This window comes from Bradyrhizobium sp. 521_C7_N1_3, assembly GCF_052075975.1.
Classification (GTDB): Bacteria; Pseudomonadota; Alphaproteobacteria; order Rhizobiales; family Xanthobacteraceae; genus Bradyrhizobium; species Bradyrhizobium japonicum.
The window spans coordinates 9327565-9343541 of record NZ_CP197232.1 but is presented as its reverse complement, the minus strand read 5'-3'; the positions used below and the strand labels follow the sequence as shown (position 1 = coordinate 9343541).

Sequence of the window (15977 nt, the reverse complement as noted above, 5' to 3'; positions counted from 1 at the left end):
AAGCTATCGTAGGGTGGGCAAAGCGAAGCGTGCCCACGACTTTGCCTGAGGGAGCGCAAGTGTCTCGATATCGGCGCGCACAGGGCAGCACGTTCTTCTTCACGGTCGTGCTCGCCGACCGTTCCAGCACTCTCCTCGTTGACCAAGTTGATCGCCTGAGGCGAATTTATCGGACCGTCCAGCAGCGCCGCCCGTTCGAGACGGTCGCTATTTGTATCCTGCCCGACCATCTCCATGCCGTTTGGTCGCTTCCGGACCAAGACGTCGATTTTTCGTCGCGCTGGAATCTGATTAAGGGCGGCTTTTCGCGGGGTTTAGAGCGGCAAGAGTGCTCCGCAAGTAAGCTGCTCAAGCGCGAGAAAGGCATTTGGCAGCGCCGCTATTGGGAGCACGCCATTCGCGACGACTCCGATTTGGAGCGCCACGTCGATTACATCCACTTCAATCCAGTGAAGCATGGCCTCGTCACGCGTGTGCGCGATTGGTCCCTCAGCAGCTTCCATCGCTACGTCGACCAAGGCACTCTCCCCGTGGATTGGGGAGGGGATATGCGGGATATCGCGGGACAGTTCGGAGAATGATGGTGGGCACGGCGCGCGAAGAGCGCGCTTTTGCCCACCCTACGAGATCTCGCTCGTCGATCCCTCCCGAACTACTCTCGTAGGGTGGGCAAAGCGAAGCGTGCCCACCACTTCTCACTACGACACCTTCACGCCGTCGATCGCGACAATGCGCAAGGCTGGCTTCAGCGTTCCCTCCAGCTGCGTCTTCAATTCGTGAACGCGTGGGTCGGTCGAGCGTGCCGCGCAGGCGGCGTATTGATGGACCGATTGCGCCAGCGCGCGCCGCGCTTCCGGCGTTCGCGTCAATTCGGGCTTTGAAAGCCGGATGACGATCGCTGCGAGATTCACCAGCATCTCGTCCAGGGCGACGTCGATGGTCGCAAGATTCCGCATCACTCACTCCTTCAGGAGGGCAACAGCGGGTTCACGGATGCGTTCCTGACGGGGCCGGACATGGTCAATGCTTCGTTAATGCCTTGTTCTTGCCGCGCGGCACGCTAGGCTGGCGAAACAAAAGAAAATCGGGGGGTAGGGGACCATGATGGATCGACGCGATCTCTTGCGTGCCGCTGCGGCATTGCCGCTGTTGCGGGCTGCATTGCCTGACAAGGCCTTCGCGCAAGCCTATCCGGTGCGCAACATCACCATGATCGTGCCGTTTCCGGCGGGCGGTCAGGCCGATCTCGCAGCGCGCCCGGTCGCGATGGCGCTGGAGCGGATCCTCGGCAAGCCCGTCATCGTCGACAACCGCGCCGGCGGCGGCGGCGGATCGGTCGGCAATGCCGCGGCGGCGCGCGCAGAGCCCGACGGCTACACGCTGCTGATGACGCTGTCCTCGCTCGCGGTGCTCCCCGAGGCCGACCGTCTGTTCGACCGACCCGTCGCCTACGAGGTCTCGCAGTTCATGCCGATCGCGCGCGTGCTGGCCGATCCCACGCTGCTCGCGGTGCCGGCCTCGGCGCCGTGGAAGACGGCGCAGGATTTCGTCGAGGACGCGAAGAGGCGGCCGGGCCAGATCACTTATGGCTCGTCCGGTCCTTACGGGACGCTGCATGTCGCGATGGAGATGTTCGCGAGCAGCGCCGACATCAAATTGCTGCATGTTCCGTTCCGCGGCGCAGGCCCGGCACTGACCGCGCTGCTCAGCGGCACCGTGCAGGCGATAGCAGCCGCGCCCGGCACGCTGAAGCCGCAGGTCGACGACGGCAAGCTGCGCGTGCTCGGCAATTGCGGCGCGCAGCGCATCGCGAGCTTCCCCGACGTTCCGACCTTCCAGGAGCTCGGCTACAAGGACGTCGAGATGTACATCTGGGCCGGGCTCTTTGCACAGAGTGCTCTTCCTGCGCCGGTCGCGAGCCGCCTGCGCGAAGCGATGGCGCAGGTGATGACGAGCCCGGATGTGCTCAGGAGCTTCGAGGCCTCGGGCAGTCTGGTTGCCTATCAGGACGCGCCGGCATTCTCGCAATTCGTGGCGACGGACAGCGCGCGGCTGATCGCGGCGGTGAAGAAGATCGGCCGGGTGGAATAGGTTCCCGCCGCACCTTCACATTTTTTTGTTGGTTCAGAACCTGACCGCGTCTCATTGATTGAAGACAAATCAAGGGAATCGAGAAGGATCGGGACATGCGAACAGAGCGAATTGCGTTGGGTCTGGCGCTTGCGGTCAGCGGCATCGTCGCGCAGGGCGCGGCGTCAGCCCAGGAATATCGCGGCACAATGGAACAGCAGATGGCGTGCACGCCGGATGTCTGGCGCCTTTGCAGCGACCAGATTCCGGATACGAACCGCATCGTGGCCTGCCTGCAGCAGAACACGCCGCAGCTTTCGAGCGCATGCCGGGCGGTGTTCCAGTCGAACAACCAGGCTCAGCCGCAACAGCCGGTCCCGCGCGGCCGGGCTGCGCCGTCGCCGCGCTACAACAATGCGCCGCCGCCTGTCGCCGCGCCACCACCGCCGCGTCCCTATTATGATGATGACAACGACTAGGGCGTAATCGGGAAAAATGTGATGCGATTGTCCGAAAAGATCGTGCTCAAGCCATAGCCTGAAACGCGATGACGATTCATCGCGAATTCATTGCACCTTGGGCGCGCAGATGCGGTCGCGACCGCCTCACTCCCGACTCGTTCGGCGCTCGCCCTTGCTGTCCGAGTCCGGTCGATGCCCGAGCGCTGTCCGCAAGATGACACCGAAGAGTATTGCTGCGACTGGCCAATGGAACCAGATCTTGTGCATGCCGGTGAAAATGTTGATCAGAATCAGAAAGCCCGAAACCGTGAGGGCCGCGGCAACCGGGCGGGGCAGCTTCGCCAGCCAATCCGAGACGAAGCCGATCCAATTGGATGGCTCGCGCCTGCTGTCAATCCATCGAGCGCCAGTTTCCGAATCTGCAACTGCTCGCCCCCGGGGAGTGAAGCTTTCGTCAACCGGGACGCTCCGTGGCCCAGCGCTTTGGCCGCTCATGGCCACGCGATAGCTGGTCATGGGAGCAACGTTCTTCATTGGTCGCTGGCCGAGACAGTCGAAGCCAACGGACAATTTGTTGTGCACCTGATCGTAGACTGAACTTGAGATCACGACGCCGCCGGGTTCGGCGAGCTCTTGCAGCCGCGACGCGATATTGACCCCGTCGCCATAGATGTCGGACCCGTCCACCATCACGTCGCCGAGGTTGATGCCGATGCGAAACCGCATCGGGTGGGCGTGCGGTGCGTCCGAATCCTGGTTGGAAATTTCCTGCTGAATTTCGACCGCGCATTGCACGGCCTCGACGACGCTGGCGAACTCGGCGATCACGGCATCGCCCCAAGTATTCACGATCCGGCCGTCATGGCGCTCCACCAGTCCCGCAAAGGCAGCGCGGTAGCGGCGCAGCGTCTCCAGCGTTCCGGTCTCGTCTGCTCCCATGAGGCGAGAATAGCCCTGCACGTCAGCGCACAGGACGGTGGTCAATCGTCGTTTCACCTTGTCGTCGGCCATGGTCCATATGCTAGCCTTCCTGACCGGCAATTGCATCAGGCATCGCATCTGGCCCCATCGCGGCTCAACGACCGGTTGTCCAGTCCCGAACCCGTCATAACGGTGCAACGAATTGCGGCCAGCCAGGTGCCAAAACCGACCTGGCGTGAGGTCACCCTCGGCGCCGTGGTTTATGAGTGCAGGCCGGAGCCGCCTTAAGGCCTGCGCTCGCAGACATCGACCCATTCGGCCGCGGTGAGCTCCGCCATCCGCTCGGGCGTGATGCGCACCGCGCTGTGGGTCGACCCTGCGGCCGGCACCACCACGTCGAACGCCTTCAGCGACACATCGCAATAGATCGGCAGCGGCGACTTCAGTCCGAACGGGCAGACGCCGCCGACCTCGTGGCCGGTGATCTCGGCGACCTCTTCCAGCCCCAGCATCTTCGGCTTGCCGCCGAACGCAGCCTTGACCTTCTTGTTGTCCATGCGCGAGGTGCCGGCGGCAACGATCAGGATCACACGCTCGCCGATGCGCAACGACAGGGTCTTGGCGATCCGGCCGGGCTCGACGCCATAGGCTTCGGCCGCCAGCGGCACCGTGGCCGAGCTGATCGGGGATTCGATGACGGAGATGTCGGGGGCTTTCTCGGCGAAGAAGGCGCGAACGGATTGAAGGCTCATTCCAGTCAGCTCATTCCAGACTTATGTGCGGGTGGCGATGCTTAGGCGATCGTTGGCAGCTCCGAGAGCGCGCGGACACGATGATCCGGCGCGAACCCAAGCTCGTCCATCTGGGTCCGGATCGCCTTGAACATCGTCAGCGGTGCCACGAGTTCGTTCTCGACGCAAGCCAGCGCCATCGCCTCGGGCGTCACGCGTTCGATCCAGGCGACGTTCAGCCCGAACGACTTCGCGCCCGCGACGTCCCAGGGGTTGGACGAGACGAACAGAACCTCACCCGGCCTGGTGCCGAACGCCTCGCCGATCAGCGTGTAGGCCTCTGGAGATGGCTTGAAGACCTTCTTCGCATCCACGCTGATGGTGGCATCGAGCAGACGGTCGAGCCCGGAATTGCGCACGAGCGCATTCAGCATGTCCGGACTGCCATTCGAGAGGATGGCGAGTTTTCGCGGCTTCAGCGCCGCAAGCGCGGCGGCTGCATCCGGATAGAGATCGAGATGCAGATATTTCTCGATCACCCGCTCGAACGCTTCGCCTTCATAGGAGAGGCCGAGCAGGCGCAGCGTATAGGCGAGCGAGTCGCGCGTGACGGCGGCAAAATCCTGGTAGCGCTGCATCAGCGAGCGCAACCAGGTGTATTCGAGCTGCTTGATCCGCCAGATTTGCGTGATGATCTCGCCATAGCCCGGAAATGCATCCTCGGTGATCTCCGCGACCGACTGGATGTCGTACAGCGTTCCGTAAGCGTCGAAGACGACGGCCTTGATGCTCATGGCTCGCTCCTCCGGGGTCAAGGTCGATGCTTCTTGATAGGTGGGGAGGTCGCCAGCTCAGTGCAACCTCAATGAAGGAGCACATCAGGAGCAGACTACAGTTCAAGACGGCGGGGATGATGGGGACGCCTCAGTTCAGCGTCTACAACACGAGCAGGGCCGCGATCCGCAATTTGGTGCTCAGAGTGTGAGGGCTTCGGTCAGCCGAAGCCCTCGATGAATCCCGCCTAGATCCCCAGAATCTTTCGCGCGTTGGCCTTCAGCACCTTCGGCCGGATCTCGTCGCGGATCTCGATCTTGGCGAAGTCCGACAGCCAGCGGTCCGGCGTGATCACCGGCCAGTCCGAGCCGAACAGCATCTTGTCCTGAAGGATCGAGTTGATGTAGCGCACCAGGATCGGCGGGAAATACTTTGGCGACCAGCCCGAGAGGTCGATGTAGACGTTGGGCTTGTGGGTTGCGACCGACAGCGCTTCCTCCTGCCAGGGGAAGGAGGGGTGGGCGAGGATGATCTTGAGGTCGGGGAAATCCGCGGCCACGTCGTCCATGTACATCGGGTTGGAATATTTCAGCCGCATGCCCATGCCGCCGGGCATGCCCGAGCCGACGCCGGTCTGGCCGGTGTGAAACAACGCGATCGCGCCGCCATTGTTGATCTCTTCGTAGAGCGGATAGGCCATGCGGTCGTTGGCGTAGAAGCCCTGCATGGTCGGATGGAATTTGAAGCCGCGCACGCCGTATTCCTCGATCAGCTTGCGCGCCTCGCGCACGCCGAGCTTGCCCTTGTGCGGGTCGATCGAGACGAAGGGGATGAGGACGTCGAGATGGTCGGAGGCAATCTCCAGCATCTCCTCATTTTTATAGCGGCGAAAGCCGGTCTCGCGCTCGGCATCGACGGGGAAAATCACCGCGGCGATATTCTTGGAGCGGTAGTAGGCCGCGGTCTCCGGCACGGTCGGCGGATGCTTGTGCGGCGACTTGAAATAGTCCGCCATCTGCGCCTGGAAATCGTCATAGCCGTCGTCGGGATGGGTGCCGCAGGGCTCCTCGGCGTGGGTGTGGATGTCGATGGCGACGACGTCGTCGATGTTGGGCAGCTTCAGCTTCGGCATTGGTTTCCTCCCGACGGGTTGCCGAATTGATTATATGATATAACGAATTTGGCAAGGCGCGTTGTCGGGAGCGAAGTCCCAAGTCGACAAACGCGTAGATCGGGCCGATCCGGCCGTTTCTACCTTGCTTTCTACTTTGCATGGGGTTGTTTTCCAGAATTTGCTGGTCCGGAACCGGGCAGTTAACATTGACATCCGGTCCTCCCATGCCTTAAGAACCGCCCCGTCCCGGGCGGCCGGTCCGCCAGCGGGAAAGATCTCATTTTGCCACATTCGCGCGTGCCGAAACGGTAGTGCCGAACACGGCCTTTCGAACGTTCAGGATTCTGCCATGAAGGTCCGTAACTCGCTGAAATCGCTGCGCGGTCGCCATCGCGCCAACCGCCTGGTCCGCCGCAAGGGCCGGGTCTATGTGATCAACAAGGTGCAGCGCCGCTTCAAGGCTCGCCAGGGCTGATATTGCCCTCGCGGTCGCCTCTCGCGCGCCCCGCAAGACCACGGCTCACACGAGTTTGACGCCGCCTTTGCTTTGCAAGGGCGGCTTTGCGCGTCTAGACTTTGGCCATGGCAGTGAGATTCCCTTTCGCACGCACCCTGTGTCTGGCTCTCGTTCTGGGAGCCGCCGGTCTCGCTTTGGTCACTCCTGCCTTGGCGCAGGCTGATCCGCCGGCTCCGCCCGGCAAGCAGAAGAAGCTTCCCGAGGCGCCGGCCAAGCTGCCGAAGGTGGACCGCAGCAAGAATCTCGATTTCCTGTTCGGCGCGCTGAAGGCCGCTCCCGACGAGGCCAGCGCCAAGCATGTCGAGGCACGGATCTGGGCGATCTGGATCCAGACCCCGAGCGACACCGCATCGCTGTTGATGGCGCGGGCCAAGACCGCGGTCGACGCGCAGAAGATCGACATCGCGATCAAGCTGTTGGATTCGGTCATCAAGCTCAGGCCCGACTACATCGAGGCCTGGAACCGGCGCGCCACGCTCTACTACATGCAGAATGACTACGGCCGCTCGCTTGCCGACATCCGCGAGGTGCTGATCCGGGAGCCGCGCCATTTCGGCGCGCTCGCAGGCCTCGGCATGATCATGCAGGAGGTCGGTGACGAGAAACGTGCGCTCGAGGCCTACCGCAAGGCGCTGGCCGTCAATCCGCACCTCGAGAAGATCCCCGACCAGGTCAAGGCGCTGACTGAGAAGGTCGAAGGCCGCGACATCTAGCGGACAAGTTGATCATTTCCCGAGTGATTGCGGCGTGCGCGGATTAACCACGATCACAGGTGCGGCGTTCTCGGGGGTATTGTTGGAGCGCGCGCAGGCCTACCTGCATGGCAGGAGCACGGCCATGAAGCGTTTGATCTTTGCAGGTGTATTGCTGCTCGCATCGGGCTCGGTGAGCCTCGCCGACGGCTTGTTCTGGGTGGTCGGCAATCGCGCCACGGGCAAATGCAACATCGTAACCAGCAATCCCGTGATCATCGGCGATATCTGGTTCGGCGACGGTCCCTACAAGTCCAGGGCCGATGCCAAGCTTGCCCGTTCGACGATTCGCGCCTGCCCCGCGGTCACGCCGGACGAGGAAAAGGACGAGGACGGAACGAACTAGCCTGCACCTAGTGCAGGATGCTTCCGGCGCGCTCGACAAGGCCGTGATCGGCGGCTGCGGCGTAGGCCTTTGCAAGCTCCGTCTCGAGATGCTCATTGATCAGAAGCAGTGCTCGCACGGCACCGCGCAGGTCACCGTTGCAGCTCGCCACGATCTCGTCGATCGCAGTGTCGTTGGATCTGAAGCTCATCGACATTCTCCGGTTCAAATCAGGACAAATCCTGCCGGCCTTTCCCGCATCTCCTGGAGTTGCGAGGAGGATCGGCGCCCACCCGCGCCTAGATGGCGGAACCGACCGTGGCGATTATATGGAAGCCGCGATGACGACTGCATGAAGCTGGCCTGAGGCTTGCGTGCTGCGAGGAATTCCATTGATTTTGTTGCATTTTTTCTTGATGGAATTATGCACATATCCACAGCCCCGGCATTTCACGTGGAGCGCGGGATCTCACGGCGCGAAACTGCCGCCCGCTAGTCTCGTAACTGCCAGGTGCCCTGGATCGCCCGGATTCTCTCCATGATCGTGATGTCAGTCGTGACCGCGCTGGTTGTGCTGGCGCTGGCCACGCAGGCCGGCATCCTCGCCGTGCAGCGCGCCTTTCCGCCTCAGGGCCGGATGGTCGAGGTCGACGGCGCTGTGCTTCACGTCGTCGATATCGGTCCGCGCGGTTCAGGCGTGCCGATCGTGATGCTGCACGGCGCGAGCTCCAATCTCGAAGCGATGCGGCGTCCGCTCGGCGACCTCCTGGCCAAAGACCATCGCGTCATTTTGATCGACCGTCCCGGTCACGGCTGGAGCACGCGGATGCGGCGGCAGGATTCGACGCCGCAGATCCAGGCCCGGATGATCGACGAGGCGCTTGGTAAGCTCGGGATCGATCGCGCGGTCTTCGTCGTGCATTCCTGGAGCGGTGCGCTCGGCGCGCGGATCGCACTCGATCATCCCGGCCGCGTCGCCGGTCTCGTCATGCTGGCGCCGGTGACCCACCCCTGGCGCGGCGGCGTCGGCCGCTACAACGAGATGATCGCAACGCCGGTGATCGGCCCGCTGCTCGCCTACACCATCACGCTGCCGATGGGGTATTTCGTTGCCGAGGCTGGCGCGCGCAACGTCTTCCTGCCGCAAATCATGCCGGACGGCTTCGTGCAGGACTCCGCGACGCCGCTATTGCTGCGTCCGCGCGAGTTCATCGCCAATGCCTATGATTTGGTGACGCTGAAGCAAGCGGTGACGGCGCAGGCAGCGCGTTACGGCGAGATCAAGGCGCCGGTCACGATCATCGCCGGCGAGCCCGACAAGACGGTGAAGACCGACATCCACGCACGCCCGTTCGCCGAGATGGTGCCGGGTGCGAAGCTGATCGTGCTGCCCGATCTCGGCCACATGGTGCAGAACGCTGTGCCGGACCTCGTGAAGACGGAGATCGAGACGATGATCGGGAAAATCGTCCTGGCGCAGGCGGCCGCCGATTAAAGCGTTTTCGAGCGAAGCGGATACCGGTTCGTGTGAAGAAAACGCGTCAAAACAACAATCCCGAGCTTCGCTTCGGACTCAATCAGAACCGAAGCCCGGGCGGCTGCCGATCGCGCGCTTACTGCTTGATTTTCCCGTCCTTGTCGAACTGCGCGACGAAGGCCCAGAGATTGTTGATCTCGTTCTCGTTCTTGATGCCGGCGAACGCCATCTTGGTGCCGGGGATCTTGGCCTTGGGGTCCTTGATGTATTCCTTGAACGTGGCTTCGTCCCAGGTGATGCCGGAATTCTTGTTCGCATCCGAGTAATTGTAGTCCGGCGCGGTGCCGGACTTGCGGCCGTTGAGGCCGTTGAGCTCGGGGCCGACCTTGTTCTTGGCGCCTTCGCCGATCGCGTGGCAGGCCAGGCATTTGTTGAACGACGATTTGCCGGCCGCAACATCCTGCGCCATCGCGGCGGGTGCGGTGGCAGTCACGGTGAGGATCATCAGTGCGCCAAAAGTCAGTTTTGTCATCGGGTGCTCTTCGTCTCTTCCCTGGTGGGTCTAGGCTGGTCGGTCTTGCCTGGTCGGCAAACGACGGGCCTGCCGGTTTTGGCAGGCCCGCCCGGCTTGGACAAGCCGCCAAACCATGACAGGTTTCATGCTGTCCTACTTGTCCCAGAGCGAACTCGCCGAAGATCGCCGTTCCGACTTTCGGATGGCCTACCCAAACAGGCGCGGACGTGGTTGATTTGGCGCGACAATTTGATCGTGGGCTACGAGTCGGAAGGATATGTTATGGCCATCATGATGCCCGCGAGCGACCAGACCGTGCTGGCGCGCCGCGCTGAGATCGTGGCTGCATTGCGCGCAATCGTGCCCGGCGAGGGCGTGATCGACAGCGCCTCCGAGATGCGGGCCTACGAATCCGACGGGCTGACGGCCTATCGGCAGCCGCCGATGGTCGTGGTGCTGCCCGACACCACCGAGCAGGTCTCGCTCGTCCTGAAATATTGTGCCGCGCAGGGGATCAAGGTGGTTCCGCGCGGCTCCGGCACTTCGCTGTCCGGGGGCGCGCTGCCGCTGGAAGATGGCGTGCTGCTCGGGCTCGGCAAGTTCAAGCGGATCCGCGAGATCGATTTCGACAACCGCGTCGTCGTCACCGAGCCGGGCGTCACCAATCTCGCCATCAGCCAGGCGGTCGCGCATGCCGGCTTCTACTACGCCCCCGATCCGTCCTCGCAGATCGCCTGCTCGATCGGCGGCAATGTCGCGGAGAATTCCGGCGGCGTGCACTGCCTGAAATACGGCATGACCACCAACAACGTGCTCGGTTGCGAGATTGTCCTGATGAGCGGCGAGATCCTGCGCATCGGCGGCAAGGGGTGCGAGAACGCCGGCTACGACCTGATGGGCGTCATCACCGGCTCGGAAGGGCTGCTCGGGGTCATCACCGAGATCACGGTGCGCATCCTGCAAAAGCCGGAGACGGCGCGGGCGCTGATGGTCGGCTTCGCGCAGGTCGAGGCGGCCGGCGAATGCGTGGCACGCATCATCGGCGCCGGCATCATCCCGGGCGGCATGGAGATGATGGACAAGCCGGCGATCCACGCCGCTGAGGCCTTCGTTCATGCCGGCTATCCGCTCGACGTCGAAGCGCTGCTCATCATCGAGCTCGACGGTCCCAAGATCGAGGTCGACGAGCTGATCACCCGCGTCGAGACCATTGCGAACGCTTGCGGCTCGACCACCTGCCAGATCTCGACCTCGGAGGCCGAGCGCAATTTGTTCTGGGCCGGCCGCAAAGCCGCGTTTCCGGCCGTTGGCCGCATCTCGCCCGACTATCTCTGCATGGACGGCACGATCCCGCGCGGCGCGCTGCCGAAGGCGCTCGCCCGCATCCGGGAGCTTTCGGAGAAATACCAGCTCGGCTGCGCCAACGTGTTCCACGCCGGCGACGGCAATCTGCACCCGCTGATCCTCTACGACGCCAACAAGCCCGGCGAGATCGAGCGCGCCGAGGCCTTCGGCGCCGACATCCTGCGCGCCTGTGTCGAGTTCGGCGGCGTGCTCACCGGCGAGCACGGCGTCGGCATCGAGAAGCGCGACCTGATGCCCGACATGTTCACCGAGATCGACCTCAACCAGCAGCAGCGGCTGAAATGCGCCTTCGACGCGCAGGGCCTGCTCAATCCCGGAAAAGTGTTTCCGACCCTGCACCGCTGCGCCGAGCTCGGCCGCATGCATGTGCATGCCGGGAAGGTGGCATTTCCGGACATTCCGCGGTTCTGACGGTCGATACCCGGCATGGCGGCGACATGGCGGAGGTTCGGATCCGTGTGAGGAAAGAGGCGCCGGGCGGGCCGCTGGCGAAGTCGCGCCTGCTGTTCATCGACAACATCCGCTGGTCGATGATCATTCTCGTGCTGAGCATGCACGCAGCCGACACCTACAGTCCGTTCGGCAATTGGTACTATGTCGACCGGCGGGAGACCGGCTTCGGCACGGCCCTCTTCTTCGGCATCTATCAGAGCTTCCTCCAGGCCTTCTTCATGGCCGCGCTATTCTTCATCGCCGGCTATTTCGCCGTCGGCGCCTTCGATCGGAAAGGACTTTCGAAATTTGCGCGTGATCGGCTGATCAGGCTCGGCTTGCCGACTTTGCTCTACATGTTGGTGATCGGCCCGCTCACGCAGTATTTTCTGTCATGGACTTGGGGCAAGGGCGGTTTCGGCCATCAATGGCTGACCCATCTGATGGACGGCGAATGGCTTTCCGAGACGGGACCGATGTGGTTTTGCGCGGTGCTGCTGCTGGTCTCGCTCCTCTATGGCCTGATCCGCCAGACCGGATGGCGGGAGCCCGAAGTTGCGCTGTGCGGCACGGGGATTGTTCTGTTCGTTGCGGCCATGGCGGCACTCACCTTCGCCGTTCGCATCGCCGTCCACGCCGATACCTCCGTGCTCAACGTTCACCCCGGCGATCTCCCGCAATACGCTCTCATGTTCGCAGCCGGCGCCCTCGGCTATCGCGGCAATTGGATGCTTGGGCTTGCCGAGCGCTCCTGTATCCGCTGGGGACTGTTCGCGCTGTCGCTCTCTGCGCCGCTGTTTGCAGCGCTCGTGCTGTTCGGGGGAGGCCTGCAGGGTGACACCGCGCTCTATGCAGGCGGCTTCAACGTCGTCAATGCCGGGAAGTGCCTGTGGGAGGCGCTGGTCTGCGTCGGCATGGGTCTCTTGATGCTGGCCGTCTACCGCCGCCATTTCGACGCGCAAGGGCCGGTCGCCAAATGGCTGTCGGACAACGCCTTCGGCGTCTACCTGATCCATCCGCCGATCCTGGTCGGCTTTGCCCTGCTTCTGCACGCAATGCCGCTCTTCGCACTCACCAAGGCGTTCCTGCTGACCATGTTGGCCGCGATCGGCAGCTTGGCCGTCTCGGCACTGATCCTGCGCAGATCGCCGCTGCGCGCGATCATATAGTCGTGTGCCGCGGTCCGGATCGAACCGCGGCATACGAGCTGGTGCTTACATAAGTGCGTATTGAGCCCGTTCGCGCTTCGCCAGCAGCGGCAGGGCTTCGCCGGCGATCCAGGTCTTGAAATGTGCGCTCTCCTGATGCGCCTTGAAAGCCGCCTCGTCGCGGAACAGCTCGTAGAACAGGAACTGGGCCGGATTGTCCTTGGCGCGCGAGATCAGGAACAGCTTGACGCCGTCCTCGCGCTGCGCCTCCGGCAGGAAGCGGTCGAGGATCGCGGCGACCTTGTCGGCCTCGCCGGGCTTGGCCTCCCATTGTGCGACGACGAGCAGGCCGCCGCCGTCGACGGCGTCGCTGAGGGACTTCTGCGTGGCGTAGTGGTTCATGGTCCTTGCTCCTTGCTGCTGGGCTTGAGATGACGCCGCCGCCCATGGCGAGAGATAGATCGCCAGGACGGCTCCGAAGGCCCGGATCACCGACCTGCGGCTGAACGCTTCGTGGACGCGCGGCATCAGCCGCTGATGTATCGATCGCATGCTTGTCTCCATCGGTTGGCCTCGATCGCGATCGGCGCAAGCTTGTAGCGAGGGGCTGCCGGCTTTGGTTCGCCGCTGATCGAAGTGTCGATGTCGTGAACGCTTCGATCATGATCGAAGCGTTGTTGTCGCCCGTGCAGGATCCCCGACTGCACCGGCGATGATCGCCGGCGTCACGCCGCATTTGATTTTGGTGGCGAATTTCGCTACCGCCTTTTCCCGTGGATACGCTCAGGGTCAGAGACGCCAAAGACGTCGAAGAGGTGGTGCGCGCGGCGATTGCCAACGAGCAGCCGCTCGAGATCATCGGTCATGGCAGCAAGCGCAGCATTGGCCACACGATGGCGACCAACGCCGTGCTCGACCTCTCCGCGCTGAATGCCGTCACCTCCTACGAACCGAACGAGCTGATCGTCACGCTCCAGGCCGGCGCGCCGCTGGCCGACGTGCTGTCGCTGATCGATGCCAAGAACCAGCAATTCGCCTTCGAGCCGATGAATACGGCGCCGCTGCTCGGCGCGCCCGCGTTGGGTACCATCGGAGGCATGATCGCGGCCGGCCTTGCCGGTCCGCGGCGGATCAAGGCGGGCGGAGCGCGCGACCACCTCTTGGGGGCGCACGCCGTCTCCGGCTTCGGCGACAGCTTCAAGACCGGCGGCAAGGTGGTGAAGAACGTCACCGGCTACGACCTCTGCAAGCTGCTGGCGGGGTCCTGGGGCACGCTGTCGGTGATGACCGAAGTCACGCTCAAGGTGATGCCGAAGCCCGAAGCGGAGCGGACGCTGCTGCTGCGCGGGCTCGACGATGCCGCCGCCAACAAGGCGATGACCGCTGCGCTCGGCTCGCCCTACGACGTCTCCGCCGCCGCGCATCTGCCGAAATCGGCGTTCCGGGCGAAGACCGACGGGCTTGGCGACATCGCCAGCCAGGGCGAAGCGCTGACCGTGCTGCGGCTCGAGGGCATCACGGCGTCCGCGGCGCACCGCGCCGGCTCGCTGCGCGAACTGCTGGCGCCGTTCGGGACCGCGACGCTGGTCGAGGATGCGGCGTCCGCCGCATTGTGGGCCACGATCCGCGACGTCCTGCCGTTCGCGGCCGGCGGTGCAGTTGGGGCCTGGCCGGTGTGGCGGATCGTTTGTCCGCCGGCTTCCGGCGCGGCGCTCGGGACGCAGCTGGCGCGCGAGACCGGCGGCGACATCATCTACGATTGGGGCGGCGGCCTTATCTGGGCCGCGCTGCCGCCGAAGGCCGACGCGCATGCCCCGGCCGTGCGCCAGCGCGCGGATGCTTTCGGCGGGCACGCCACGCTTATCCGGGCGGCCGAGGACGTCAGGCGCGGTGTCGACGTGTTCCATCCGCAAGCGCCCGGCATTGCCGCGCTGAGCGATCGGGTCCGCGCCAGTTTCGATCCGAAAACCATTCTCAACCGGGGGCGGTTGACGCGGGGCGCTGCGGCATGAAGACCGAATTCTCACTGGCGCAGCTCGCCGACCCCGACATCGCGGAAGCCGACAAGATCCTGCGCGCCTGCGTCCATTGCGGCTTCTGCACCGCAACCTGTCCGACCTATGTGTTGCTCGGCGACGAGCTCGATAGCCCGCGCGGCCGCATCTACCTGATCAAGGAGATGCTGGAGAAGGACCAGGCACCGACGGCCGAGGTGGTCAAGCATGTCGACCGCTGCCTGTCGTGTCTGTCCTGCATGACGACCTGCCCCTCAGGGGTGAACTACATGCACCTCGTCGACCAGGCCCGGGTCCGGATCGAGCAGCGCTATCAGCGGCCGCTGACCGAGCGGCTGTTGCGCCAGGTGCTGGCCTTTGTCCTGCCGAATCCGCAGCTCTTCCGCACCAGCATGCGGCTGGCGCGCCTCGCCCGTCCGCTTGCCGTATTCCTGCCGACGCCGCGGCCGTCGGCGACGCCCGGCCTGATCCAGCGCCTCAAGGCGATGCTGGCGCTGGCGCCGAACCGTCTGCCGTCGCCCGGCCCGCTCCCGGGCAGCGTGTTCGCGGCACTCGGCAAGAAGCGCGGCCGGGTCGCGCTGTTGCAAGGCTGTGCCCAGCAGGTGCTGGCGCCGCGCATCAACCAGGCCGCCATCAGCCTCCTCACCCGCCACGGCATCGAGGTTGTCCTGGTCCGGGACGAGCAGTGCTGCGGCGCGCTGACCCATCATCTGGGTAACGACCAGGATGCGTTGGCGCGGGCCCGCGCCAACGTCGCGGCGTGGCGAAAGGAAGCGGCCGGCGAGGGGCTCGACGCCATCTTGGTGACGGCCTCCGGCTGCGGCACGGTGATCAAGGACTACGGCTATCTGCTGCGCGAGGACACGGCGTTCGCCGCCGATGCAGCGCAGGTGTCCACGCTCGCCAAGGACATCACCGAATTCGTCGCCGGCCTCGAGCTCGCGACCACTACCCAACAGGACAACATCGTCGTCGCCTATCACTCCGCGTGTTCGTTGCAGCACGGCCAGAAAATCACGGGGCTTCCGAAAGAATTGCTTTCCAAGAATGGATTCGTGGTGAAAGATGTGCCTGAGAGCCATTTGTGTTGCGGCTCGGCGGGGACCTACAACATTCTCCAGCCCGAGCTTGCGGGCCGGTTGCGCGACCGCAAGGTGGCCAACATCGCAAGCGTCAAGCCGGACATGATTGCCGCAGGCAATATCGGCTGCATGGTGCAGATTGCCAGTGGCACGTCAGTTCCGGTCGTACACACGATTGAGCTTCTCGATTGGGCTACGGGCGGGTCGCGGCCGGCATTGAATGCGTCGAGCTAGCCTTCGTCCGGAGGTGACGGCTGAAGACGCCCGATCGACCATTGT

The 15977-nt window shown here is 63.8% G+C and carries 19 protein-coding genes; 11 read left to right on the top strand and 8 right to left on the bottom strand.

The features are described 5' to 3' along the window. Window positions 1-59 precede the first annotated feature (59 nt). Window positions 60-581, top strand: a complete 522-nt coding sequence (locus AB7008_RS44355) for an REP-associated tyrosine transposase (protein ID WP_441260913.1) — start codon at window positions 60-62, stop codon at window positions 579-581. Between the two features lie 117 nt (window positions 582-698). Here the strand turns inward: AB7008_RS44355 and AB7008_RS44350 are convergent, their stop codons facing one another. Continuing rightward, window positions 699-956, bottom strand: a complete 258-nt coding sequence (locus AB7008_RS44350; RefSeq protein ID WP_441260912.1) for a hypothetical protein — start codon at window positions 954-956, stop codon at window positions 699-701. A gap of 148 nt (window positions 957-1104) precedes the next feature. Between AB7008_RS44350 and AB7008_RS44345 the strand changes: the two genes are divergently transcribed. Together AB7008_RS44345 and AB7008_RS44340 are read left to right on the top strand one after the other, a co-directional pair. Further along, window positions 1105-2091: a tripartite tricarboxylate transporter substrate binding protein gene (locus AB7008_RS44345; protein ID WP_028157899.1), complete on the top strand. Its 987-nt coding sequence runs from the start codon at window positions 1105-1107 to the stop codon at window positions 2089-2091. Between the two features lie 95 nt (window positions 2092-2186). Further along, entirely contained in the window at window positions 2187-2549 is a 363-nt protein-coding gene (locus AB7008_RS44340; protein ID WP_028157900.1) for a hypothetical protein, read from the top strand. A 126-nt stretch (window positions 2550-2675) separates the two neighbouring features. On the opposite strand, the gene AB7008_RS44335 is transcribed toward AB7008_RS44340, so the two are convergent. From AB7008_RS44335 to AB7008_RS44320, 4 genes are all read right to left on the bottom strand, one after another. Continuing rightward, the gene (locus AB7008_RS44335) at window positions 2676-3542 is read right to left on the bottom strand and encodes an adenylate/guanylate cyclase domain-containing protein (RefSeq protein ID WP_441260911.1); all 867 of its coding nucleotides are present in this window, start codon (window positions 3540-3542) and stop codon (window positions 2676-2678) included. Window positions 3543-3736: 194 nt separating this feature from the next. Continuing rightward, complete coding sequence (locus tag AB7008_RS44330) at window positions 3737-4204, bottom strand: YbaK/EbsC family protein (protein WP_441260910.1); 468 nt, start codon at window positions 4202-4204, stop codon at window positions 3737-3739. 41 nt (window positions 4205-4245) lie between these two features. Further along, window positions 4246-4977: a haloacid dehalogenase type II gene (locus AB7008_RS44325; RefSeq protein WP_441260909.1), complete on the bottom strand. Its 732-nt coding sequence runs from the start codon at window positions 4975-4977 to the stop codon at window positions 4246-4248. 227 nt (window positions 4978-5204) lie between these two features. Beyond that, the gene (locus AB7008_RS44320) at window positions 5205-6089 is read right to left on the bottom strand and encodes an amidohydrolase family protein (protein WP_028157903.1); all 885 of its coding nucleotides are present in this window, start codon (window positions 6087-6089) and stop codon (window positions 5205-5207) included. A 331-nt stretch (window positions 6090-6420) separates the two neighbouring features. Between AB7008_RS44320 and ykgO the strand changes: the two genes are divergently transcribed. From ykgO to AB7008_RS44305, 3 genes are all read left to right on the top strand, one after another. Next, entirely contained in the window at window positions 6421-6546 is a 126-nt protein-coding gene (ykgO, locus tag AB7008_RS44315) for a type B 50S ribosomal protein L36 (protein ID WP_006611362.1), read from the top strand. Between the two features lie 107 nt (window positions 6547-6653). Beyond that, window positions 6654-7301 (top strand): tetratricopeptide repeat protein, encoded by a 648-nt coding sequence (locus AB7008_RS44310; RefSeq protein ID WP_304491603.1) that lies wholly within the window; start codon window positions 6654-6656, stop codon window positions 7299-7301. A 124-nt stretch (window positions 7302-7425) separates the two neighbouring features. Beyond that, window positions 7426-7686: a hypothetical protein gene (locus AB7008_RS44305; protein WP_028147974.1), complete on the top strand. Its 261-nt coding sequence runs from the start codon at window positions 7426-7428 to the stop codon at window positions 7684-7686. Between the two features lie 7 nt (window positions 7687-7693). On the opposite strand, the gene AB7008_RS44300 is transcribed toward AB7008_RS44305, so the two are convergent. Further along, entirely contained in the window at window positions 7694-7876 is a 183-nt protein-coding gene (locus tag AB7008_RS44300; protein ID WP_014491898.1) for a hypothetical protein, read from the bottom strand. A gap of 327 nt (window positions 7877-8203) precedes the next feature. Here AB7008_RS44300 and AB7008_RS44295 point away from each other — a divergent pair, with 327 nt between their 5' ends. Continuing rightward, on the top strand, window positions 8204-9160 hold the full coding sequence (locus tag AB7008_RS44295; RefSeq protein ID WP_441260908.1) for an alpha/beta fold hydrolase: 957 nt from the start codon (window positions 8204-8206) through the stop codon (window positions 9158-9160). Window positions 9161-9278: 118 nt separating this feature from the next. On the opposite strand, the gene cycA is transcribed toward AB7008_RS44295, so the two are convergent. Next, entirely contained in the window at window positions 9279-9674 is a 396-nt protein-coding gene (gene cycA, locus AB7008_RS44290; protein WP_014491900.1) for a cytochrome c-550 CycA, read from the bottom strand. Between the two features lie 264 nt (window positions 9675-9938). Between cycA and AB7008_RS44285 the strand changes: the two genes are divergently transcribed. Next, window positions 9939-11432: an FAD-linked oxidase C-terminal domain-containing protein gene (locus AB7008_RS44285; RefSeq protein ID WP_304491600.1), complete on the top strand. Its 1494-nt coding sequence runs from the start codon at window positions 9939-9941 to the stop codon at window positions 11430-11432. A 26-nt stretch (window positions 11433-11458) separates the two neighbouring features. After that, on the top strand, window positions 11459-12622 hold the full coding sequence (locus AB7008_RS44280; RefSeq protein WP_441260907.1) for an acyltransferase family protein: 1164 nt from the start codon (window positions 11459-11461) through the stop codon (window positions 12620-12622). Window positions 12623-12667: 45 nt separating this feature from the next. Here AB7008_RS44280 and AB7008_RS44275 read toward each other — a convergent pair whose 3' ends face one another. After that, the gene (locus AB7008_RS44275) at window positions 12668-13153 is read right to left on the bottom strand and encodes a putative quinol monooxygenase (RefSeq protein ID WP_304491598.1); all 486 of its coding nucleotides are present in this window, start codon (window positions 13151-13153) and stop codon (window positions 12668-12670) included. A gap of 221 nt (window positions 13154-13374) precedes the next feature. Here AB7008_RS44275 and AB7008_RS44270 point away from each other — a divergent pair, with 221 nt between their 5' ends. Beyond that, window positions 13375-14613 carry an FAD-binding protein gene (locus AB7008_RS44270; protein ID WP_248880118.1) on the top strand — a complete coding sequence of 413 codons (1239 nt, stop codon included), beginning with the start codon at window positions 13375-13377 and terminating at the stop codon, window positions 14611-14613. Next, window positions 14610-15932, top strand: a complete 1323-nt coding sequence (gene glcF / locus AB7008_RS44265) for a glycolate oxidase subunit GlcF (protein WP_304491597.1) — start codon at window positions 14610-14612, stop codon at window positions 15930-15932. Before AB7008_RS44270 ends, glcF begins: the two co-directional genes overlap by 4 nt. Window positions 15933-15977: the final 45 nt, after the last annotated feature.